The 20,762-nt window shown below is 60.0% G+C and carries 17 protein-coding genes; 12 read left to right on the top strand and 5 right to left on the bottom strand.

The genetic code is table 11. The features are described 5' to 3' along the window. Positions 1–35: 35 nt before the first annotated feature. The 12 genes from ABD819_RS18850 (at position 36) to ABD819_RS18795 (ending at position 12,283) form a co-directional block, all read left to right on the top strand. Complete coding sequence (locus tag ABD819_RS18850; RefSeq protein WP_345126864.1) at positions 36–1,031, top strand: PspA/IM30 family protein; 996 nt, start codon at positions 36–38, stop codon at positions 1,029–1,031. Between the two features lie 137 nt (positions 1,032–1,168). After that, on the top strand, positions 1,169–2,947 hold the full coding sequence (locus tag ABD819_RS18845) for an OmpA family protein (protein WP_345126861.1): 1,779 nt from the start codon (positions 1,169–1,171) through the stop codon (positions 2,945–2,947). A 102-nt stretch (positions 2,948–3,049) separates the two neighbouring features. After that, the gene (locus ABD819_RS18840; protein ID WP_345126859.1) at positions 3,050–3,829 is read left to right on the top strand and encodes an ABC transporter permease; all 780 of its coding nucleotides are present in this window, start codon (positions 3,050–3,052) and stop codon (positions 3,827–3,829) included. Next, the gene (locus ABD819_RS18835) at positions 3,829–4,653 is read left to right on the top strand and encodes an ATP-binding cassette domain-containing protein (protein WP_345126856.1); all 825 of its coding nucleotides are present in this window, start codon (positions 3,829–3,831) and stop codon (positions 4,651–4,653) included. Before ABD819_RS18840 ends, ABD819_RS18835 begins: the two co-directional genes overlap by 1 nt. 254 nt (positions 4,654–4,907) lie before the next feature. Further along, a complete protein-coding gene (locus ABD819_RS18830; protein WP_345126853.1) occupies positions 4,908–5,921 on the top strand; it encodes an MBL fold metallo-hydrolase in 1,014 nt (337 codons plus the stop codon). A gap of 119 nt (positions 5,922–6,040) precedes the next feature. After that, entirely contained in the window at positions 6,041–7,546 is a 1,506-nt protein-coding gene (locus tag ABD819_RS18825; RefSeq protein ID WP_345126850.1) for a sodium:solute symporter, read from the top strand. Positions 7,547–7,639: 93 nt separating this feature from the next. After that, positions 7,640–8,131 carry an energy transducer TonB gene (locus ABD819_RS18820; protein WP_345126848.1) on the top strand — a complete coding sequence of 164 codons (492 nt, stop codon included), beginning with the start codon at positions 7,640–7,642 and terminating at the stop codon, positions 8,129–8,131. A 146-nt stretch (positions 8,132–8,277) separates the two neighbouring features. Further along, entirely contained in the window at positions 8,278–10,128 is a 1,851-nt protein-coding gene (locus ABD819_RS18815) for an ABC transporter ATP-binding protein (RefSeq protein ID WP_345126846.1), read from the top strand. A 33-nt stretch (positions 10,129–10,161) separates the two neighbouring features. Beyond that, positions 10,162–10,374 carry a type II toxin-antitoxin system HicB family antitoxin gene (locus ABD819_RS18810; RefSeq protein WP_345126843.1) on the top strand — a complete coding sequence of 71 codons (213 nt, stop codon included), beginning with the start codon at positions 10,162–10,164 and terminating at the stop codon, positions 10,372–10,374. After that, on the top strand, positions 10,375–10,560 hold the full coding sequence (locus tag ABD819_RS18805) for a type II toxin-antitoxin system HicA family toxin (protein WP_345126841.1): 186 nt from the start codon (positions 10,375–10,377) through the stop codon (positions 10,558–10,560). Positions 10,561–10,643: 83 nt separating this feature from the next. Continuing rightward, the gene (locus ABD819_RS18800; RefSeq protein ID WP_345126838.1) at positions 10,644–11,315 is read left to right on the top strand and encodes a hypothetical protein; all 672 of its coding nucleotides are present in this window, start codon (positions 10,644–10,646) and stop codon (positions 11,313–11,315) included. Between the two features lie 86 nt (positions 11,316–11,401). Beyond that, positions 11,402–12,283, top strand: a complete 882-nt coding sequence (locus tag ABD819_RS18795) for a DUF2911 domain-containing protein (RefSeq protein ID WP_345126836.1) — start codon at positions 11,402–11,404, stop codon at positions 12,281–12,283. Between the two features lie 198 nt (positions 12,284–12,481). Here the strand turns inward: ABD819_RS18795 and ABD819_RS18790 are convergent, their stop codons facing one another. The 5 genes from ABD819_RS18790 to ABD819_RS18770 form a co-directional block, all read right to left on the bottom strand. Beyond that, a complete protein-coding gene (locus ABD819_RS18790) occupies positions 12,482–14,419 on the bottom strand; it encodes a CocE/NonD family hydrolase (RefSeq protein ID WP_345126833.1) in 1,938 nt (645 codons plus the stop codon). Between the two features lie 222 nt (positions 14,420–14,641). Beyond that, positions 14,642–15,532, bottom strand: a complete 891-nt coding sequence (locus ABD819_RS18785; protein WP_345126831.1) for a glycerophosphodiester phosphodiesterase — start codon at positions 15,530–15,532, stop codon at positions 14,642–14,644. A 64-nt stretch (positions 15,533–15,596) separates the two neighbouring features. After that, complete coding sequence (locus ABD819_RS18780) at positions 15,597–16,259, bottom strand: phosphatase PAP2 family protein (RefSeq protein WP_345126828.1); 663 nt, start codon at positions 16,257–16,259, stop codon at positions 15,597–15,599. Between the two features lie 83 nt (positions 16,260–16,342). Next, positions 16,343–17,719 (bottom strand): aspartate kinase, encoded by a 1,377-nt coding sequence (locus ABD819_RS18775; protein ID WP_345126825.1) that lies wholly within the window; start codon positions 17,717–17,719, stop codon positions 16,343–16,345. A gap of 225 nt (positions 17,720–17,944) precedes the next feature. Beyond that, positions 17,945–20,461, bottom strand: coding sequence for a PIG-L family deacetylase (locus tag ABD819_RS18770; RefSeq protein ID WP_345126822.1), 2,517 nt, complete (start codon positions 20,459–20,461; stop codon positions 17,945–17,947). Between the last annotated feature and the right edge of the window lie 301 nt (positions 20,462–20,762).

Genomic DNA, 20,762 nt, shown 5'->3' with positions numbered 1-20,762 from the left:
TTAGCAACAACCCACGCACTCTTTTTTTCTGCTTGATGAACACCCCTTTACTTGGACCGCCCTCGCCCGCCGATGGCTTGCCTTCCTGGCAAAAGCCCGAAAAAGTAGCCGCCTGGGTTTTTGTGGCGCTGCTCATCGGCATGGGCATTTATTACTGGGGGCAGATTCTGCCGTACCTGATTGATATTGTGTTTGATACCGTGAAGCTGGGCATTGGCCTGGGGGCGCTGTTCGTGCTGTTTTTGCTGGCTACCAACAAGCGCATTCAGGCGGGGCTGTGGTACCTGGGGCAGCGCATTTTCCGGACGGCAGCGGGCCTGTTCGTCAACACCGACCCCATCGGCATCATGGAGGACTACATCCGGAACACCGAGAAGGAAGCCCGCAACATGGAGGAAGAAGTGGGCCACATTGAAGGCGCCAACGAGCTGGTGAAGCGCAAGATAGACGCCAACCGCACCCAGATGCAGGAATACCTGGCCCTGGCCGACTCGGCCCTGCGGCAGGGCGAGAAGGACAGTGCCGACAGCTACGCCAGCCGCGCTGCCCAGCTGGAGGACTACAACCGCCGCCTCACGCCCATGGCCACCACCACGGCCAACGTGAGCCTGGTGATGCGCCAGATTCTGAAAGCCGCCCTGCGTCAGATTGACAACAGCAAATTCAAAGTCAACCTGTTGAAGGACGAGTATGAATTGGTGAAACGCACCAGCTCGGGCATGCGGGCGGCCATGAACATCCTGCGCGGCGACCCCGACAAGAAGTACTTCTTCGACCTGGCCACCGACCGCGTGGCCCAGGACATGGCCCAGCAGCTGGGCCAAATCAAGCAGGCCATGCGCTACTCGCAGGAGTTCGTGAAGGAAATGGACATCCAGAACGGCGTGATGAGCGAGAAGGGCCAGCGCCTGCTCGACAAGTACCAGAAAGGGGAGTTTAGCGCCATTATGGACAATGAGCCGCCGGTACGCATGAACGTAGCGGCCACCCGGCAGGCCACTGATGATGCCTACGGCAAGCTCCTGGACTGATTTTAATGTGGTGAATGTGATGAATGTGAACATGGGCCTCAAACCCGGCATCGTCTCTCATGCGCCACATCCAAGCTATTCAAGCCATTTCCACATCCCCAAATTCGCCATATTCTGCACATTTTCACATTTATTAAATGACCACTCGCGGTAAAATTCTCATTGCCATCATTGTCCTTGCGGGCTTGTATTTTGGAATTAATAAGCTCACATCCAGTGACCTGGTATTCAAGAAAGCTGCTTCGGAATCAGTGTTGCTTAATTCGATTGAGCTGCCGGCCGCCACGGGTGGCAACGGCGTAAACACCGTAGTGCCGCTGGCCGCGCTACCTGGCACGACTCCGGCGGAGAAAGGCACGCCGGTGGTGTGGGAAGTGATGGCCTGGAACAGCCAGATGGCGGGCATGCTCGCCAACGGCGGCCCCCGCACCACTACGGGCTCGGCCCTGGCCGCCAACGGTTTGGACATGCAGATTGTGCGCCAGGACGACGTGAGCAAGATGCAGGCCGACCTGGTGAAAAACGCCCTCGACCTGCAAAATAACCCCGAAACGCCGGGCTTGATTGTGAGCATCATGGGCGACGGCCTGCCCGGGTTCTCGGCCGTGCAGGAACAGCTCAAAAAAGCCGGCACCCAGCTGCAAATCATCCCCTACTCGGTGGGTAAAAGCTTTGGCGAAGACAAGCTGATGGGTCCCAAAGAGTGGCTGGAGAACCCCAAGCTGGCCCTGGGCAAAACCGTGGCCTGCTACCTGCGCGACGGCGACCAGAACATCGCCCTGAAATGGTGCGCCGACAACGGCCTGAAAGTGAACCCCGACGAGACAACCTACGACCCGCAGGCCGTAAACTTCATGGCCGCCAGCGACTTCCTGGTGGCCGCCGAGAAGTACATCCTCGGCAAGCCCGAAAGCCGCGACAAGATTGTGGACGGCAAAAACACGGGCGTGAAAGTAGATGTGATGGCCGATGCCGTAGCCACCTGGACGCCCGGCGACGTGAACATCGCCAAGCAAAAAGGCGGCCTGGTGAGCATCGTGAGCACCAAAGAGTACTCGAACCAGATGCCTAACATCATGGTCACGACCAAGCGTTGGTACGACGCCCACCAGAAGGAAGTGGAAGGCATTATGCTGGCCCACGCCGTGGCCGGCGACCAGGTTAAAAGCCACCCCGAAGCGCTGAGCCGCGCCGCTGATATTTCGGCCGACGTGTATGGTGACAAGGACAAGCCCGGCGCGTACTGGCTGAAATATTACAAAGGCGTGAGCGAGGCCGACCGCAATGGCGAAGTAGTAGAACTGGGCGGCAGCAAAGTGTTCAACTTCGCTGATAACCTGAACCTGTTTGGCCTGAACGACGGCGGCACCAACATCTACGCCTCGGTGTACAAGGCCTTTGGGGATGTACAGAGCAAGCTCTACCCCAAGGAGCTGCCCACCTACGTGCCCCTGGACGACATGCTGGACCTTACGCTGCTGCGCAACCTGCAGGCCCGCTACAAGGGCAAAACCGTGGCCCCGGCTGAAACCCAGAAATTCGCGGCGGGCGACGAAATCCGCCGCAACGTGAGCAAACGGGCCTGGAACATCGAGTTCAACTCGGGCAAAAGCACCTTCACACCTTCGGCAGCAAAAGAGCTAAACACCCTGTTTGACGACCTGGTGGTAGCCGGCAACCTGAAAGTGGCCGTGCATGGCCACACCGACAACACCGGCGACCCACAGGCCAACCAGCAGCTTTCGGAAGACCGCGCCATGGCCGTGCGCCAGTGGCTGGAACGCAAAAGCAGCAGCGCCTTCCCCGACGGCCGGATTCAGGTGTACGCCCACGGCCCTACCGAGCCGGTGGCCAGCAATGGAACGCCCGTCGGCAAGGCCAAGAACCGCCGCGTGGAAATTGTGCTGGGCAACTAAGCGCAACGTTTCGCGAAGTTGAAAAGGCAGGTTTCGCCAGGTGCAAAATAGCCTAATCGACTTCGCGAAACTTCCCTTTTCAACTTTGCGAAACCTCGCGCTATGCTGAAAGACTTATTCGTGCCCAATGCCAAGCCCCGGCCCAGCGTGTTCCTCACCATGGTGGCCTGCCAGGTGCTGCTGCTGCTGCTGTTGTGGCTGTTTTATCCCTTGCAGCTGTTCCCTACTTTGCGCGAAGTGCTGGCTTCTTTCAAAGACCTGGTCACGACGCAGGGGCTGATTCAGGAGCTGTGGGCCAGCCTGACCACGGCGCTCGGGGCGCTGGCCATTGCCACGGTGCTGGCACTGATGATTTCCTACCTAACGGCGCTGCCCTTCTTCCGGCCCATCGCCTACGCGGCCTCCAAGATGCGCTACCTCACCCTCACCGGCCTCACTTTTTTCATGGCCCTCATGGTCAGCTCCGGCCACCAGGTCAAGCTCTCGGTGCTCATTTTCGGGGCTACGGTGTACCTGGTCACGGGCATGACGAGCGTGATTCTCTCCACTACGCAGGAAGAAATGGACCACGCCCGCACCCTGGGCATGAGCGAGTGGCGCAGCTTCTACGAAGTAGTGGTACTGGGCAAGCTCGACGAGATGCTCGAAGTGGTGCGCCAGAACTTTGCCATCATCTGGACCATGATTACGCTTGTGGAAACGCTCTATCAGTCTGAAGGGGGCATTGGCCTGCTGCTCTATAAGCAGAACCGGTATCTGCATCTGGCCGGCGTAGTCGCTATTCAGCTTGTTATTCTGGCCACCGGGGCGTTGCAGGATTACGTGTTTGAGTTTCTGCGCCGCATGTTCTTCCCCTACTCCGCGCTGGCGGCGGCAAAATAATGGCAGACCATACCTATCAAGAGCCCATCCTGACGCTGCGGGACATTTCGATGCGGTTCGGCGGCGAGGTTATTTTGCGCGACATCAGCCTCGATGTGCTTAACGTGGTGCGCCCCGGCGTGCAGCAAGGTCAGGTGGTCGGGTTTTATGGCCGTTCGGGCATTGGCAAATCGGTGTTGTGCCGCATCATCGCGGGCCTGCTGCCACCCAGCACCGGCACCGTGCAGGTAGCCAACCCACAACGGCCCGTGTGCCCCGGCGATGTAGGCTTCGTGCAGCAACGCTACCCGCTGTTCGACCACCGTACGCTACTTGATAACCTGATGGTGGCCGCCGCCCGCAAGCACGCCCCCGCCGATGCCAAAACCAGAACGGAGGACATGCTGGCCCGCTTCGACTTGGCTCAGCACCGCCGCAAGTACCCGGCGCAGCTCTCGGGGGGGCAGCGCCAGCGGGCGGCTATTGCCCAGCAGCTGCTCTGTTCCGAGCACCTCATCATTCTGGATGAGCCCTTTTCCGGCCTCGATATCGCCATGATTGACGAGGTGAAGAAAACCATCATCGAGGTAACGACTTCCGATGAGCTGAATACCGTTGTCATTGTATCGCACGACCTGGCTACTACCACGGCCTTGTCGGATACGCTGTGGCTGCTGGGGCCCGAGCGTGACGCCGCCGAACAATGCCTTGCCGGGGCCACCATCAGCAAAAAGCACCAGTACAACCTGGCCGAGATGGGCCTGGCCTGGCAACCCGGCATCCAGGCCAAACCAGCGTTTGTGCAGTTGATTGAACACCTGAAAGACGAGATTCGGAAGACGTAGGCCATCACGCCGGGGGCTCCCGATAATTGCAGACAACGGGTTTGGGTTGTCGTAACTGCTGTTACGCAGCGGGGCTGACGCGTAACAGCAGGTCGTGACTTGTTCGCTTTCGCTCAAAACGCTCCATCGGTTGCCGGTGGAGCGTTTTGAGCGAAAGCGAACAACGGCAAATCGGCGTTAATTATTCCTATCCCTTTAAAACAGTTGGTCGGCTCGCCCGTTTCTTTGGGCTCTGTGGTTTCCAACTTTTGCTCATGGCCAAACGCATTTCCTTTCTTCGCAACGACGCCCTGCCGACCGTGCGGCCCGGCTACCCCGGCAATAAGCTCTTCGGCAACGAATTCGCCAACGGCGAGGAGCTGTTCGAGCCCAGCCTGGCTACGGTCCTGAAGTGGCAGCTGTCGGCCAACCCGCAGAAGGAAGAAAAGAAACGGGATACCTGGGTGCCGGAAGTGGTGGATTGCAGCGCCGCGTTTTCCTCGACCGAGGATATGCTGGTCTGGCTGGGTCATTCCGGTTTCCTGCTGCGCGTGGCGGGCGTGTCGCTGTTATTCGACCCGGTGCTGTTCGGCTCGGTGGGCCTGCGCCACCGCCACGCCCTCCCCTGCCCGCCCGATGCCATCCGGAGCATCGATTACCTGCTGCTTTCGCACGGGCACCGCGACCACCTCGATACTGCTTCCATTAAGCTGCTGGCCGGGCAAAACCCGGCAATGCAGGTGCTCTCATCCTTGCGCATGACCCCGCTGCTGCGCGGCATGGCCCCGAGCCTGCCGGTGCAGGAAGCCGGCTGGTGGCAGCAATACGACCTGGGCCCGGATTCTCCCCTGGAAATCACCTACCTGCCCGCCGCGCACTGGCACCGCCGGGGCGTAGCCGATGCAAACCAGGTGCTCTGGGGCAGCTTTCTGATTCGGGCCGCGGACAAGCTCATCTACTTCGCCGGCGATACGGCCTACGGTGACCATTTTGAGGCCATTGAAGCGCGCTTCGGGCCGCTCGACATTGTGCTCATGCCCATCGGGGCGTACAAGCCGGCCTACATGATGGCCAAGAGCCACGTGAACCCACACGAGGCCGCCAAGGCCGTGAACGTGCTGCGGGCCGGCCACATCGTGCCGATGCACTACGGCACCTTCGACTTGAGCGACGAGCCGGCCTCGGAGCCGCTGCGGCAGCTGACGGAGGTGGCGGCCGGCGGCATGCTGCGCGGCGAGCTGCACACGCCAGCCGTGGGCGAGGTGCTGCGCTGGCAGGATTGGGAATAAAGTTTTAGGGTCTGAGGGTAGGTGGGTAAGAGGGCATGAGTTATTCTGACGACCTTTGTCCTCAATTCACTTTCCAAATTCTTACCCTCCTACCCCCATTCCCTCCTACCCTAGCCTACATGTCGCCAACTTTAGTATTGAGCCTCGTTGCGGGCTACTTCGCAGTTCTCATCGTCATTGCCATTCTCACGTCACGGGGCGCTACCAGTGAAAGCTTCTTTGTGGCCAACCGCAACGCGCCCTGGTACATGGTGGCCTTTGCCATGATTGGTACTTCGCTCTCGGGCGTCACGTTTATCTCGGTGCCGGGCAATGTGTATGGCAAAAGCTGGAGCTACCTAGCTGTTGCTTTGGGCTTTGTGGCCGGCTACGTCGTGATTGGCACGGTGCTGCTGCCGCTCTACTACCGGCTGCGGCTGGTGAGTATCTACTCGTATCTGGAGCAGCGGTTTGGTTACTGGAGCTACAAAACGGGGGCGCTGTTTTTCCTGATTTCGCGCTCGCTGGGTTCGGCCCTGCGGCTCTACCTGGTGGCGGGCGTGCTCCAGCTGGCGGTGTTCGACTCGATGGGCGTGCCCTTTACCGTGACGGTAATGGTCAGCATCCTGTTCATCTACCTCTACACCTTCAAGGGCGGGCTCAAGACCATTCTCTGGACCGATACTTTCCAGACACTGGCCATGCTCACCTGCGTGGGCCTGAGCATTTACTTCATGGCGGATGCATTGAACTACTCGTTCAAGCAGCTCGTGAGCTCCGTGAAAGACAGCCCCATGTCGCAGATGTATTTCTCTGATTTCCGGGATGATAAGTTCTTCTGGAAGCAGTTCGCCTCGGGCATGTTCATCACCATCGTGATGACGGGCCTCGACCAGGACCTGATGCAGAAGAACCTGAGCTGCCGCAGCCTCGGCGAAGCCCAGAAGAACCTGTTCTGGTTCACGCCGGTCATCGTGAGCGTCAACATCCTGTTCCTCACCCTTGGGGTGCTGATGTACCAATACGCCGCCGCCCGGGGCCTGAGCCTGACCGAGCTGCCGCATCTGCTCAAACTCAACGGCACCCTCGATACCGACAAGGTATTCCCCTTCCTGGCTACTACGCAGTTTTCGCTCACAGCCGGCATCATCTTCATTCTGGGCATCATTGCCGTCACCTACGCCTCGGCCGACTCGGCCCTCACGGCCCTGACTACCTCGTTCTGCGTCGATTTCCTGGACATTCAGAAATACCCCGAGGCCCGGCAGACGCGGCTGCGGCAGCTCACCCACCTGGGCTGGTCAGTGGTCCTCATTGTCATCATCCTCATCTTCCGGGTGCTTAATGAGCAGAGCCTGATTGATGCCGTGTACAAGGCCGCGGGCTTCACCTACGGGCCGCTATTGGGCTTGTTTGCATTCGGCATTCTCACCGGCCGGCAGCTGCGCGACCGGCTGGTGCTGCCCACCTGCGTGGCGGCGGTGCTGCTCACCCTGCTCATCGTGTCCAATTCGGTGGAGTGGCTGAACGGGTACAAGTTTGGCTTCGAAATTCTGCTGCTCAACGGCACGCTGGTGTACCTGGGCCTGCTGGCCATTTCGCGCCCCGCCGATGCAGCCCCGGCCAACGCTGCCCTGGCGGCCTAGCACGCGTTGAGGTAATTACCCCGCGGGAACGTCTGCGGGCTTATCGGCATTCTACTTGCCCAGGCGACTGTCCGGGTCTTGTCCGTTTATTCTATGAAAATCCTATTCTTTACCCTGGCCCTGCTGGGGCCGGCTGCCGGTTTTGCGCAGCAAACCACGCCCGCTCCAGGCACCGGCCAGCAGACCATTGTGCTACGGCCGGGCGACATGAAGGTGCAGGCCCACCCCGATGCCAACCGCCCCGACCGCGTGCCGGTGTACCCCGGCGGCCCCGATGGGCTGGGGCTGTTTTTTCTCGAACACATCCAGTACCCGGCTGCTGCCCGGGCCAAAAATCTGAGCGGCACGGTGCTCGTCACGGCCACCCTCAACGCCGATGGCAGCGTGACCGACCCCAAAGTGGCCAGGTCGCTCTCGCCCGAATGCGATGCCGAGGCGCTGCGCGTGGTGCCGCTGCTCACGGGCTGGCAGCCGGCCATGCGCCGGGGCCGGCCCGTGGCCATGCTCATTCAGCTGCCCGTGCCTTTCGGTGGGGCGGGTGAAATTAAAGTGGAGCAGGTACGCCGACAGCCCAAGCGTAAGTAAATTTTTCTGGCACAGCCAGAGCAGCCAAACCGGCAGCCCGTTTCGGTGCTTATTAAGCGAAGCTGCCTTAGCTGCCCCGCTTCATGCGGCCCTCATGCCGGCAGTTGTTCTTGCCGCGTTATTATTAGCAGATTAGCCTATCCCCGATGGCCCGTAGTGGAATAAATACCAGCGGCTCCGACCTCGCGCCGGACGCCCCAAAACCCAAGCTTACCAAAGAAGCCTTCCAGCGCGGGCTGCGGATTTTCCGCTACGTGCTGCCGTACCGCGCCAAATTTATCGTTGGCATGGTGCTGCTCACCCTGAGTAGTGCCACGTTTATGGCCTTTCCGTGGGTGGCGGGCAAATTGGTGGATGCCGCCAACGGCAAGGTGTTCACGCTGCCCGGTGGCATGGAACTCACCATCACCCGCATTGCGCTGCTGCTATTTTGTGTCATTCTGTTTCAGGGATTTTTCTCGTTCGGGCGCATTTGGTTTTTCACGCAGGTGAGCGAATTCACGGTGCGCGATATCCGGCAGGCGCTCTACGCCAAGTTTGTGAGCCTGCCTATTCCCTTCTTTGAGAAAAACCGCGTCGGCGCCATCACCTCGCGCATCACCTCGGACGTGGGCATGATTCAGGACACGTTTTCGCTCACCCTGGCCGAGCTGTTCCGGCAGGTGGTGACGCTGGTGGTGAGCACCATACTCATCATGGTGACTTCGGTGAAGCTCTCGCTGTTTATGCTGGCCACCTTCCCGGTGCTGGTGCTGGCGGCGTTCGTGTTTGGCAAGAAGATTCGCAAGCAGTCCAAAGTGACGCAGGAGGAGCTGGCCAAAACTAACGTCATCGTGGAGGAAACCCTGCAGGCCATCAACACCGTGAAGGCCTTTACCAATGAGCGGTTCGAAATTGGTCGCTACAATTTCTCGCTGGGCAAGGTCGTGCAAGCGGCCCTGAAGAGCAATTTATACCGCGGCGCGTTCGTTTCGTTTGTTATCATTGGCTTATTTGGCGGCATCATTCTGGTGCTCTGGCGCGGGGCTACGCTCGTCCACACCCCCGTCACTGACCCCGACCATCTGGAAATTGGCCAACTGGTGTCGTTCATCATCTACACCACGTTCGTGGGGGCTTCGGTGGGTGGCCTGGGCGAGATGTACGGCAAGGTGCAAAGCACGCTGGGGGCCTCGGAGCGCATCCTCGAAATCCTGGACGAGCACACCGAACCCACGCACCTGGCCCTCCCGGCCGGGCAGGCCCCACTGGCCATTCAGGGTAATATTGAGTATCGCAACGTGGCGTTCCGCTACCCCACGCGGCCCGATTTGCCGGTACTCCAGGACATTTCCTTTGATATCGCGGCCGGTGAAAAAATTGCGCTGGTCGGCCCCAGCGGCGCGGGCAAAAGCACCATCGTGAGCCTGCTGATGCAGTTTTACGAGCTGAGCGGCGGCGAAATTCTCATCGACGGCCGCCCCATCGGCAGCTACGACCTCACCGAATTGCGCCGCCACGTGGGTATCGTGCCGCAGGAAACGCTGCTCTTCGGCGGCAGCATCCGCGAGAACATTGCCTATGGCAAAACCACGGCCACCGACGAGGAAATCATCGCCGCCGCCCGCAAAGCCAATGCCTGGCAGTTCATCGCCTCCTTCCCCGAAGGCCTCGACACGGTGGTGGGCGAGCGCGGCATCAAGCTCTCGGGCGGGCAGCGCCAGCGCGTGGCCATTGCCCGCGCCATCCTGAAAAACCCAGCCATCCTGCTGCTCGACGAAGCCACCTCGGCCCTCGACAGCGAGAGCGAAAAGCTGGTGCAGGGTGCCATGGATGAGCTAATGAAAAACCGCACCTCCATCATCATCGCCCACCGCCTGAGCACGATTCGCAAAGTCGATAAAATCCTGGTCATTGACGGCGGCCGCATCGTGGAGCAAGGCTCACACGAGGAGCTGGCAGATAATGATAACGGGCTGTATGCGAATCTGCTGAAGCTGCAGTTTGAGTTGAGCTAAGTAACTTTGGGTCCATCCTTAATTCGTTCTATCATGACAATTACCGCAATTATCGAGCAAGGCGAAGACGGTTGGCTGGTTGGTCAGCTCAAGGAATTTCCAGCGGTGATTGACCAAGGCAAAACCGTTGAGGAACTTAAGAAAAACCTGATGCTGGGCCTGGAATTCTATTTGGAAGTACAACGCGAACAGACCACCCAGGATTACGAAGGCCGCACCTACACGCAGGAATTATTGGTGGCGTAAATGAAGCGGCTAGAGCTGGTGAAACACATCCTGAGCCACGGCTGCATTATTCTGCGCGAAGGCGGGAACCACACGGCGCTGTTCAACCCGGCCAACAAGCGGCAAACGGTACTGGGCCGCCACCGGGAAATTGACAATCTGATGGCGCGCACCATTTGCAAGCAGTTGGGGATTCCGCCAATGTAGTAAAGAGAAGGCACACTATTACGGCCCTTGTTTCGTTAGATTTGGCGAAGCAAGGGCCGTAATTATTTCAGCATCTGGAACTCATGAAAGCAACTACTTATGCTGACCGCCAGCAACAATGGCGCATTGCTTTGCCAGACCTAGCTCCCATTGCTGGCGTCATTTTTTTACTCATCATCCCATTCATCCTTTCGGGTCAACTGAGGATGCCAGCGACGGCTGTAATTACCGATGAGCAACTGCCTTTTAGTCACCCTAAAGGCAGTTGCAGTATGAGGGGGGCATTTGGTTCTATTATCGGCCTGAGTCGCGAAAACAGGCTTTCCTTTTCGATGCCTGAGAGCCCTAAGGAATTTCAAGGTATTGTAATCGCCCGTGTGGCCACCTTGCATAAAATGCAGTTCACACCCGCACAAATCACCGCTTTAGAGAACCTGCCTTTCCTAGCTGCCGATGTTCAACAACTTCCCAGAATTCTTGCTTTGCCTGCCTTACAACGTGACAAGCTGACTCAAACGGGCAGAATCGGCACGCTTAGCAAAGCGCAGCTTGCGGAATGTATAGTCGCAGCCAGACAGGTATTTAAGGAACATAACAAATCATATTACATCGGCATAAAGATTGATTCTGAGACCAAAATGTCTCATGCTTTTTCTTTGACTGATTTGCTGGCAATACAGAATATCCATCGATTTCTATTGATGACGCAATTTGAGCCTTGGCATGAGGACGAAATTGAAGCCCGAGGATATTAGCTTCAATCATCGTTGAAACCCGCACCCCCGGCGCGGGTTTCGTATTTTTAGCCCCGCAATCATACCCCCAACTTCCTCCCTTACTGATGAGCAAGCACTTCGCATCTTTCTCCGTCGCTGTTGCAGCGGCTACCCTGCTGGCCGCGCCGGCCGCCCACGCCCAAATCAAGACACCCGCCGCTAGCCCCCAAAGCACCGTGATGCAGCGCGTGGGCCTGACGGATATTACCATCGTGTATTCGCGCCCTGGCGTGAAGGCGCGCAACATTTTCGGCACCGTGGTGCCGTTTGGCAAGCGCTGGCGCACTGGTGCCAATGCTACTACCAGCATCAAGTTTTCGGACGATGTGACGATTGAGGGCAAGAAAGTGCCGGCTGGCGAGTACGGCATCTACACCATCCCAAACAAGACTGAATGGCTGGTGGTGCTGAACAAAAGCACTAAACTGGGCGCTGATGTCGACGGCTTCAAGGACGACCAGGACGTGGCCCGCTTCAGCATCAAGCCCTACAAGCTGGGCAGCAAGGCCGAGACGTTCACCATCAACTTCACCGACATTACCCCCGCCACCGCCAACGTGGCCATGGAGTGGGAAATGACCGGTGCCAAGTTCAAGGTGACCGCCGATGTGGACAGCAAGGTAATGGCCCAGATTGACGAGAAAATCACCAAAAACGCCACCCCCGCTCCCGGCGACCTCGCCGCTGCCGCCGTGTACTACGCCGACAACAACAAGGACCTGAAGCAGGCCCTGGCCTGGATGGAAAAAGCCAACGCCGCCGAGCCCACCAAGTTCTGGAACCTGAACACGGAAGCCAAAATCCGCCTCAAAATGAAGGACTACGCCGGTGCCACGAAGGCCGCTGAAGCTTCGAAGAAAGCTGCTTTGGCTGCCACGCCGCCCAATGGCGAGTACGTGAAGATGAACGAGGAGCTGATGGCCGAGGCCAAGAAGATGGGGAAATAAGCAGCCCTAACGGCGTCACCTCACCCCCCGCCCCTCTCCCGCAGAGAGGGGAGCCTGACGATTTCAAATGCAAAGCCCCGATTCCATCAGGAATCGGGGCTTTGTTTTGGACGTTGAGCGGGATACCCGCGTCGCCGTGGCTCCCCTCTCCGCGGGAGAGGGGCCGGGGGTGAGGTGACACCAGCCGCGCCGTCTGGGCTACGGCAGCACCTTCAGCACCAGCTGCGAGGCCTGCGTTGGCGAGTGGTATAGCCGGTGCGTGGCCGTTTGGAAATCAGCTTCGCTGGCTTCGTAGATATTATCCACGTACTTCTGCGGGTTGCGGTCCACTAGGGGGAACCAGGTGCTTTGCACTTGCACCATCATCCGGTGGCCGGGCTGGAAGGTGTGCATCAGGTCCTGCACGGTGAAGGGCACGGGCGTGACCTGGCCGGGCACGAACGGCTCGGGCTTGCTGAAGCTGTTGCGGAAACGGCCGCGCATCACCTCGGAACGCACCAGCTGCTGGTAGCCGCCGAGGCGCACGGCGGGGTTCAGGCGCGGGTTGTCGGGGGTATTGTCGGGGTACACGTCGATGATTTTCACGACCCAATCGGCATCGGAGCCGGTGGTGGCCACTTGCAGCAGCGCCTCGATGGGCCCGGCCAGGGTGAGCGGCGCGGTGAGCACGTCGGTCTGGTAGGTGAGCACGTCGGGGCGGCGGCTGGCGAAGCGCTGGTCGTCGGTCATGTACTCGCGGGTCATGCCCGTGGCGGTGGCTTCGGTGAAGGGCACGGGGTGGGTGGGGTCGCTCAGGAATTGGTCGAACTCGGAACCGGCGGCGGGTTTCTCGAAGGATATTTTGCCGTCGGGCTGGAAGTACAGCGTTTTATCCTGCGCGGGCTTGGGCGGCCAGGCATCGAAGGTGCGCCACTGGTTGGTGCCGCTTTCGAATACGGTGGCTTCGGGCAGGTTGGCGGGCTTGTTGTCTTTTAGGTAAGCCTTGAAGAATGGGGCTTCGATTTCCTTTTGATAGTAAAGCGAGGGCGTGGGGCCGTAGGCCACATTGCCCACCAGCTCGCCGGTGCCGCGCGCCCAGCCGCCGTGTACCCAGGGGCCCATCACGAGGCCGTTGCGCATTCCGGGGTTCTGCTTCTCGATGCTCTTGTAGATATTGAGGGCCCCGAACAGGTCCTCGGCATCGTTGAAGCCGCCCACGGTGAGCACGGCCGTACCGCGTTGCAGGTTTTGGAGGTGCGGGCGCAGGTCGCGGGCTTTCCAGTAGTCGTCGTAGTTGGGGTGCTGCATCAGCTCGTTCCAGAACGCGACCTGGCCCTTGTAGTAGCGGGTGTCGGCGTTTTTGAGCGGGCCCATCTTCAGGAAGAAGTCGTAGCCATCGGGGGTGCCGTGCTTGAAGCCGGGGTTGCCGGTGGGCGTGGGCGTGGGCCGGGGCAGGCCAAACGAGGCCAGGAAGTTGAAGGCGTGGGGCAGGAAAAACGCGCCGTTGTGGTGGAAATCATCCCAGAACCAGTCGGCAATCGGGGCTTGGGGCGAGGCGGCTTTCAGGGCCGGGTGGCGGGCCAGCAGGCCGGTGGCGGTATAGTAGCCAGGGTAGCTGATGCCCCACTGGCCCACGCGGCCGTTGTTTTTGGGAGCCTGCTTGTTCTTGAGCAGCCACTCGATGGTATCGAAGGTATCAGTGCTTTCGTCGATGTCGGCATTGCCTTTGTGCGTGTCCTTTTCGGGGCGTACATCCACAAACTGACCTTCGCTCATGTAGCGGCCGCGCACGTCCTGGTAAGCGAAAATGTAGCCCTCGTGCAGCATGGTGCTGCTGGGGCCGAGGTTCTTTTTCATCTTATCCGACTTGTACGGCCCGATGGCGTAGGGCGTGCGGTTCAACATCACGGGGTAGCGCACCTTATCAGCATCGATGGGCGCGTAGATAATGGTATAGAGCTTCACCCCGTCGCGCATCGGTATCTGAAACTCCGACTTTTTGTAGTGCTGCTGAATGTAGAGCGTGTCGGCCGTGGTGATGGCCAATTGGGCCTTGTCCGCATCGGACGGCAGCGGGTAGGTTACCGGCGTTTGGGCGCGGGCCGGAGTGGCCAGGGCGGCACCAAGCAGCGCCGCGAGTAGTAGGGTTTGTTTCATGGAACAGATTTAGGGAACGGTTGTCTTGGCGAAGATATGCGGTGGGCACGAAGCGGATTAAGCCGACCATCATACCCTCCCGTCATGTCAAGGACTTTGCGCACCAAGCAGAGACCGAGACATCTCGCTCGGGGAAACTGATTACTACCACACGCGAGATGCCTCGGCTGCGCTCGGCATGACCGTTCCTTTTGCATCTCCTTCTACCCTACTTCCCTGGTCCTACTTCCCCCGGCCCTGCAGAATCAGCAGGCGCTTCACGTTGTCGGCCTCAATCTCATCGGGCTGGCTGGCCAGCACCCGGCGAATGTCCTTGGCTGAGCGGCCGCCGAACACCACCACCGTGAGGCCGGCGGCGTGGGCCTGGGTCGCCTGCTCGGGCGTGACGCGGTCAGCATCGAGCACCACGGTTTTCACCTTCTCGGTTTTGGCCACTTTCAGGCCGAAGGCAAATTCATCGGAGGCGATTTCGAGGCCGATGCGCACGCCCGGCAGCAGGGCGCGGGTCAGGCGCACAGTGCTGGCTTCCTGGGTCACGAGCAGCACTTTCTCGGGTGGTACGTGGTAGCGGCGCATACTCTGGGCAATCTGGCGGATGAGCAGCGGCACCCGGTCGTGCTGGTGGCCGGCGGGCCGGCAGGGGTCGTCCTCGTGCAGGTCGAGGTGAATGGCGGGGAAGTTGGGAAGGCGGCCGAAGCGGGCCAGGGCCGTATCGAAGGTGATGGGCCGCTCCTTCTGAATCCAGTCGTAGGGCCAGCCGCCGCGGTAGCGCAGCCGGGTGAGCTCGGCGGCGGTGTACTCGCTCACGCAGCCGGTGCCGGTGCTGCTGTTTTCCAGCTTCGGGTCGTGGTAGAGCATCACCACGCTGTCGCGGCTCATTTGCAGGTCAATTTCAACGCCATCGGCCCCGCGCAGCAGGGCGCGCCGGATGCCGCGCCAGCTACTCGGCGGGCGGAAATTGAAGGGGCTGATGGGGGTGAAAAACCCGGAGCCGGCATGGCCCAGCACCACCAGCTTGGGGTTGGCTACGGGTTTGGCTGTCGTGCAGGCCCCGATTTGACCAACGACGAAGAGAGCCAACGCGGCCCGAAGTAGTAAGGAGTATTTTTTCATGAAAAAGCAAATTCGGCACGCGCCGCAGGCAGGCTGAACGGGAAACAATGACCAGGGTTAGGGACTAGCCCTGGGCCATCGGCCCCGAATCTACGTTGGTGGCCCTCGGCCGGTCGAGGAGGCCGAAGAGGAAGGTGAGCGCCACTACCAGCCAGAGCGAAAACCAGACGTCACTCAGGTAGTGCATGCCCAGTACCAGCCGGCCCAGCGCAATCAGCCCGGGCAGCACCAGCAGCGGCACCCGAAACCGCGGAAACGCCACCGCCAGCGGCCAGAACAAGCTGAAATAGATAGCGGTATGCGACGACGGAAATGAGTCGTTGTGCGGCCCGGTGGCCCACAGCCCCGTGCCCACGTAGGCGCGGCCAAACTGCACTTCGGGCCGCAGCCGGTGCACGCTGCCCTTCAGCACATTGGCCAGCACCATGCTAAACTCGTGGGTGAGCAGCAGGATGAGGAATAGCGTGGCCCCGCGCCGTTTCAGGGCGTAGCGGCCGATGGCGAAGGCCAGCCCCAGCACCAGGAAGATGACGGGCAGGCCCAGTACGTGCCTCATCAGGGCCTCGTGCGCGGCATCGGCGGCGGCGGTGAGGGCGGCAAAAAACGGCGCGGCCCCGCCAAAATGCTCGTGAATGAACTGGGCCAGCGGATGGTCGAGCAACAGAATGAGCAGGGCGCAGGCCGGCAGCGTGAGGACCGTGAAGAAGAGGAGCTGGCGAAGCGTCATGGAGACTCAGTTAAAAGTTAAAAGTTGAGAGTTAAAAGATGGAGCCTGATTTTAACTCTCAACTTTTAACTTTTAACTCTCCTTTACCCCAGCGCCTGGTTCAGGGCCACGATGGCTTCCTGGTACTCCTCGCGCCCCACAATAAACTGAATATTCACCTTGCGCAGCGCAAAGCCCGCGCTGCGGATATTAATCCCGGCATCAGCCAGGGCGCTGGCGGCGCGGGCCAGCAGGCCGGGCTCGTCGATGTTGGAGCCGATGAGGCAGACCAGGGCGGCGTCCTCCACGGTGATGTTCTCATACTTAGCCTCCAGCGCGGCCATGAGCTGGGGCCTCAGGTCCTTGGCCCAGATGACCAGCGAAATGCTGTTGGCGCTGGTGGCCTTGAAAATATAGCTCACGCCGAGGTCGTAGAACACCTGCATGAGGTGCAAATCGAAGCCGGCCGCGCCCACCATCAGCGGGTCGTGAATGTCAATTATCACCACTTTATCGGTGCCGGCAATGATTTCGACGTGCTTGGCCTTCGACACGAAGTCGCGGGTGATGAGCGTGCCGGGATGCTCGGGCTCGAAGGTGTTTTTGATGCGCAGGTCGATGGCGTTTATCTCCAGCGGCTTCGACGCTTTGGGGTGAATGGCCTCCATGCCCACGTCGGCCAGCTGGTCGGCCACGTCGTAGTTGGTGAAGCCCACGGGGCGGCACTGGTCCACGCCCACCAGGTTGGGGTCGGCGGAGCAGAGGTGGTATTCCTTGTGAATAATGGCCTCCTGGGGCCGCACGGCCACGGCAATCTTGCTGAAGGTGACTTCGGAATACCCCCGGTCGAACTCCCGCATAATACCCTCGGTACCCTTGGTGTAGCCCGTGGCGACGCAGATGGTGCTGGCAAAATCAATATCGGTAAAAGCCTGCCGGATGCGCTCATCGATGGTGAGGGCGTGCGCGTCGTCGAAGCCGCTAAGGTCGATGAGGGTGGCATTCAGGCCCCGGTTTTGGAGGATATTCACCGAGTTGAAGGCCGAGTGGGCTTCGCCGATGGAAGCCAGGATTTCGCGGGCTGCCTGCAGGATATTCGTGCTGTTGACGTAGCCGGAGGCCAGCACGTTGGTCAGGCTTTGGAGGTAGGTCTGGGCCTGGTCGATGCGCTCCTGAATGAAAGCATCGGCCACGGCCAGGTCGAGGCCCAGGGGCGCGTAGTCCTTGTTCAGCTCCTGGAGCCTGGTGGCTACTTCCTGCAGCGGCTGCCGAAACTCCTGGTTCTGGGTGATGTGGTGGTACACGCCGGGCGCGCCGGTTTTCTTGTTTTCGAGCAGCCAGTTGGTGACGTTGGCGTAGGCCGAGACCACGAAAATGCGGTTGTATAGCTCCCGGCCCTGGCGGCGGTGGAAGATGATGTTGTCCAGAACATCGGCGAAGGCGGTCATCGAGGTGCCGCCGATTTTTTCTACTGTGAGCATGTGCAGACGTTCGCCTCACGGGACCCCTCCGGGGCTGGCCCCTCTCCGAAAAGGAGAGGGGAGCCACGGCGGCGGGAACGCGGAGGATATTATTTTTAAACACAAAAGAACGTCATGCCGAGCGTAGCCGAGGCATCTCGCGTGCAGAAGTAAACCAATCGATTGAGCTACTACCCCACGCGAGATGCCTCGGCTACGCTCGGCATGACGTTTTATTATCCCGTTCTACTTCCCGTAGGAAATCATGTTCGTAATCAGCCGGTAGGCGCCCGGCACACCGGCCGGCAGCTCCCGAAACAGCGACAGGCCCGTGTAGATGTAGTGGCCCTTGCCGTAGTCGGCCACCAGAATCGCGCTTTCCCTGGCCACCTCGCCGGGGTCGCTGCTCGAAATCACGGTCTGGTACCTGGGGTCCCAGGAGCTAGGGTAGTACAGGCCCTGCTCCTGCGCCCAGCCCTGGAAATCCTGGGCGGTGATTTTGTTGGGCGCGTTCAGCAGCGGGTGCTTCGTGAGGGTGACGGGGGCATCTTCCACGGTCACCCGGTCATTGCTCAGCTTCATGGGGTACGGGCCGATTTCGGGTAGCACGGTGCCCCGGTTCACGGTGTACTGCACCACCACGTTGCCGCCGGCTTCGATGTATTTGAGGATTTCGGGCTGCTGGGTTTTGAGCTTATCCACCGTGTTGTAGGCGCGGATGCCCACCATTAGCGCATCATATTGCTTCAGGTTGGGCGCGGTGAGGTCCTTGGCTTCGAGCAGGGTTACGGTGTAGCCGATTTGGCGCAGGGCGTCGGGCACTTCGTCGCCGGCGCCCATGAGGTAGGCCACGTTCTGGCCGCGCCGCTTCAGTTCCAGCTTCACCAGCGGGGCCACGGCTTCGGGAAACAGCGTTTGGGTGGGGATGTGGGGGTAGATGATTTGCTGGATGCCCCGGCTGTAGGCCTGGCCCTCCACGGTGGCCACGGCGCGCAGCTCGGCTTTGCCGGGGGCGGCGCCGGGGCCGGGCTGCACGCGGAACTCCACGGTTTGCTCGGCGTCTTTAGCGGCGAGGGCGAAGGACTGGCTGGCGGGGGTGCTGGTCCAGCCGGGGGGCAGGGTGAGGGCCAGCGTACCGGCCACGCCCGCGCGGCCGGCTTTGAGGGTCACGGGCACGGTCTTGGGCTGGGCATCGGCGAAAACGTAGGCGTGGGCGGCGGGCAGGTTCACGGCCACGGCCGGCACCACGGCTAGCGGTTGGTAGAGCTCGCCGAGCACGGGGTCGGTGTGCTTGTATTGGACGGGGACTTGACTAATACTGAATTTTTGCCCAGCTATTGTAAAGCTAGGTTCGAGGTAAAAGTCGGGCTCATTCTGAGGATTGCCTCTTAGCTCTTGGTTTTGGACCGTGTACATTCCGGTTGAGCTTCGCTTTCTCATCCAATAAGGCTGCGATACATCACCAGTAATATTCACCTCCATTGGCAAAGTCAATTTGGCATTAATAGCCTTGTCTACAGCAAGAGTTGCGGTAGCCGAATCGTCGCCATAGTTAATTTCCTTAAGGATAATTGGCACACGGCTTCGGGCAATTGCTTCTACATTTATTTTGATTTTCTGACCAGAAACTACCGTTGGCTCATCAACAGTTGCCTCTAAATACAGACCCAAACAAGCGGTAACCAATCGATTTATTTCATAATCTTTTTGCTCACGCCAAGAAGCCAATCCAGCGCGGTCATCTTTAGTAGTTTTCATTTGCGAAAGTTGCTCCCGCACCTTCAGCAGCCCCGCCACGCTGGCGCTCGGATTCCCCGCGTCATACTTCCGAATCACCTCCTCAATCAATTTCCCCACGGCCGCGCCGCCGGGCACCCGGTTCCAGGTCTGGTCCACGCCGTCGAACAGGTCTTTGGTAGCCTTCTCTCCTTTCACCAGCTGGAAATACTCCAGCGCCTCGCCCCGCTGGGCGGCCGAGCCGAAGCCCTGGCTGCGGTGGTTGGAGCGGCTGCGGGCCGCGATTTCGCCGTAGCTCTGGCCCAGCAGGGGGTTGTAGCCGCCGGCATCGAGATTGAGGTACCCGTCCATATTTTCGCCGGGCTTCACGAAGAAGCTGCCGGTGTTCCAGAACAGGCGCTTGGGCTGCCAGACTTGCACGTATTGGAGCTGTTCGGGGAAGCGCTTGGGGTCGGCCGCGGCGTCGAAGGCTTCGGCGGCGAGGATGGCGCTGGCGGTGTGGTGGCCGTGGCCGCCACGGCCGTCGGTGGGGAAACGGGTGATGAGCACGTCGGGCCGGCGCTGGCGGATGACCCACACCATGTCGGCCAGCACCTGCTCCTTGTCCCAGATGCGAAAGGTTTCCTCCGGCGTTTTCGAGTAGCCGAAGTCGTTGGCGCGGGTGAAGAACTGCCGGCCGCCGTCGAGCCGCCGGGCCGCCAGCAGCTCCTGGGTGCGAATCACGCCGAGGCCCTCGCGCAGCTCGGGGCCGATGAGGTTCTGGCCGCCGTCGCCGCGGGTGCAGCTCAAGTAGCCGGTTTCGAGCAGGCGCTCGTTGGCCAGGTAGGCGATGAGGCGGGTATTTTCGTCGTCGGGGTGGGCGGCGATGTAGAGCACCGAGCCGAGGACGTTGAGCTTCTTGAGGCCCAGTAGTATTTCGGAGGAAGTGTAGGTTTTGGGGGTTTGGGCGCTTGCTTCAGTTAACAGTGAGCAGTTAACAGTGAGCAGTAGCAGGGCCGCGAGGAGCGGGCGTAAGGAACGAATCATGCGCGGGAAACCGGGTTTGAGGGCGCGAAGTTACCGGCCAAATGGTCGTTGCCCGCGCCGCCCGCCGGTCTGACCGCCCTAGGCGGTCTGACCGGTTGAAGGGCGAACGATTGTCGCCAGGAGCCAGTAGGCTATATTTCGCGGGTTATTTCCTGACGACAACCGGTCAGACCGCCTAGGTGTATAGTCCCGGAGGATAGTGGGGTACCTTTACCGCCTGCTTACCGAACGAATTTATGGGAAAATTACCACACGGGTGCGCCCGCACAACGCCGGCAACTCGGCGCCTTATCCAGCAAAG

Source organism: Hymenobacter antarcticus (assembly GCF_039539545.1).
In the GTDB taxonomy this organism is placed as follows: domain Bacteria; phylum Bacteroidota; class Bacteroidia; order Cytophagales; family Hymenobacteraceae; genus Hymenobacter; species Hymenobacter antarcticus.
The sequence above is the reverse complement of the archived record's forward strand: the minus strand, read 5'-3'. Positions and strand labels throughout refer to the sequence as shown.

Bases quoted from the DNA above. Each gene is read 5' to 3' on its own strand.
- ABD819_RS18810 (WP_345126843.1), top strand. From the start codon at position 10,162: ATGACAATTACCGCAATTATCGAGCAAGGCGAAGACGGTTGGCTGGTT.
- ABD819_RS18845 (WP_345126861.1), top strand. From the start codon at position 1,169: ATGACCACTCGCGGTAAAATTCTCATTGCCATCATTGTCCTTGCGGGC.
- ABD819_RS18775 (WP_345126825.1), bottom strand. From the start codon at position 17,719: ATGCTCACAGTAGAAAAAATCGGCGGCACCTCGATGACCGCCTTCGCC.
- ABD819_RS18850 (WP_345126864.1), top strand. From the start codon at position 36: ATGAACACCCCTTTACTTGGACCGCCCTCGCCCGCCGATGGCTTGCCT.
- ABD819_RS18825 (WP_345126850.1), top strand. From the start codon at position 6,041: ATGTCGCCAACTTTAGTATTGAGCCTCGTTGCGGGCTACTTCGCAGTT.
- ABD819_RS18785 (WP_345126831.1), bottom strand. From the start codon at position 15,532: ATGAAAAAATACTCCTTACTACTTCGGGCCGCGTTGGCTCTCTTCGTC.
- ABD819_RS18800 (WP_345126838.1), top strand. From the start codon at position 10,644: ATGAAAGCAACTACTTATGCTGACCGCCAGCAACAATGGCGCATTGCT.
- ABD819_RS18830 (WP_345126853.1), top strand. From the start codon at position 4,908: ATGGCCAAACGCATTTCCTTTCTTCGCAACGACGCCCTGCCGACCGTG.
- ABD819_RS18805 (WP_345126841.1), top strand. From the start codon at position 10,375: ATGAAGCGGCTAGAGCTGGTGAAACACATCCTGAGCCACGGCTGCATT.
- ABD819_RS18780 (WP_345126828.1), bottom strand. From the start codon at position 16,259: ATGACGCTTCGCCAGCTCCTCTTCTTCACGGTCCTCACGCTGCCGGCC.
- ABD819_RS18815 (WP_345126846.1), top strand. From the start codon at position 8,278: ATGGCCCGTAGTGGAATAAATACCAGCGGCTCCGACCTCGCGCCGGAC.
- ABD819_RS18820 (WP_345126848.1), top strand. From the start codon at position 7,640: ATGAAAATCCTATTCTTTACCCTGGCCCTGCTGGGGCCGGCTGCCGGT.
- ABD819_RS18835 (WP_345126856.1), top strand. From the start codon at position 3,829: ATGGCAGACCATACCTATCAAGAGCCCATCCTGACGCTGCGGGACATT.
- ABD819_RS18795 (WP_345126836.1), top strand. From the start codon at position 11,402: ATGAGCAAGCACTTCGCATCTTTCTCCGTCGCTGTTGCAGCGGCTACC.
- ABD819_RS18790 (WP_345126833.1), bottom strand. From the start codon at position 14,419: ATGAAACAAACCCTACTACTCGCGGCGCTGCTTGGTGCCGCCCTGGCC.
- ABD819_RS18840 (WP_345126859.1), top strand. From the start codon at position 3,050: ATGCTGAAAGACTTATTCGTGCCCAATGCCAAGCCCCGGCCCAGCGTG.
- ABD819_RS18770 (WP_345126822.1), bottom strand. From the start codon at position 20,461: ATGATTCGTTCCTTACGCCCGCTCCTCGCGGCCCTGCTACTGCTCACT.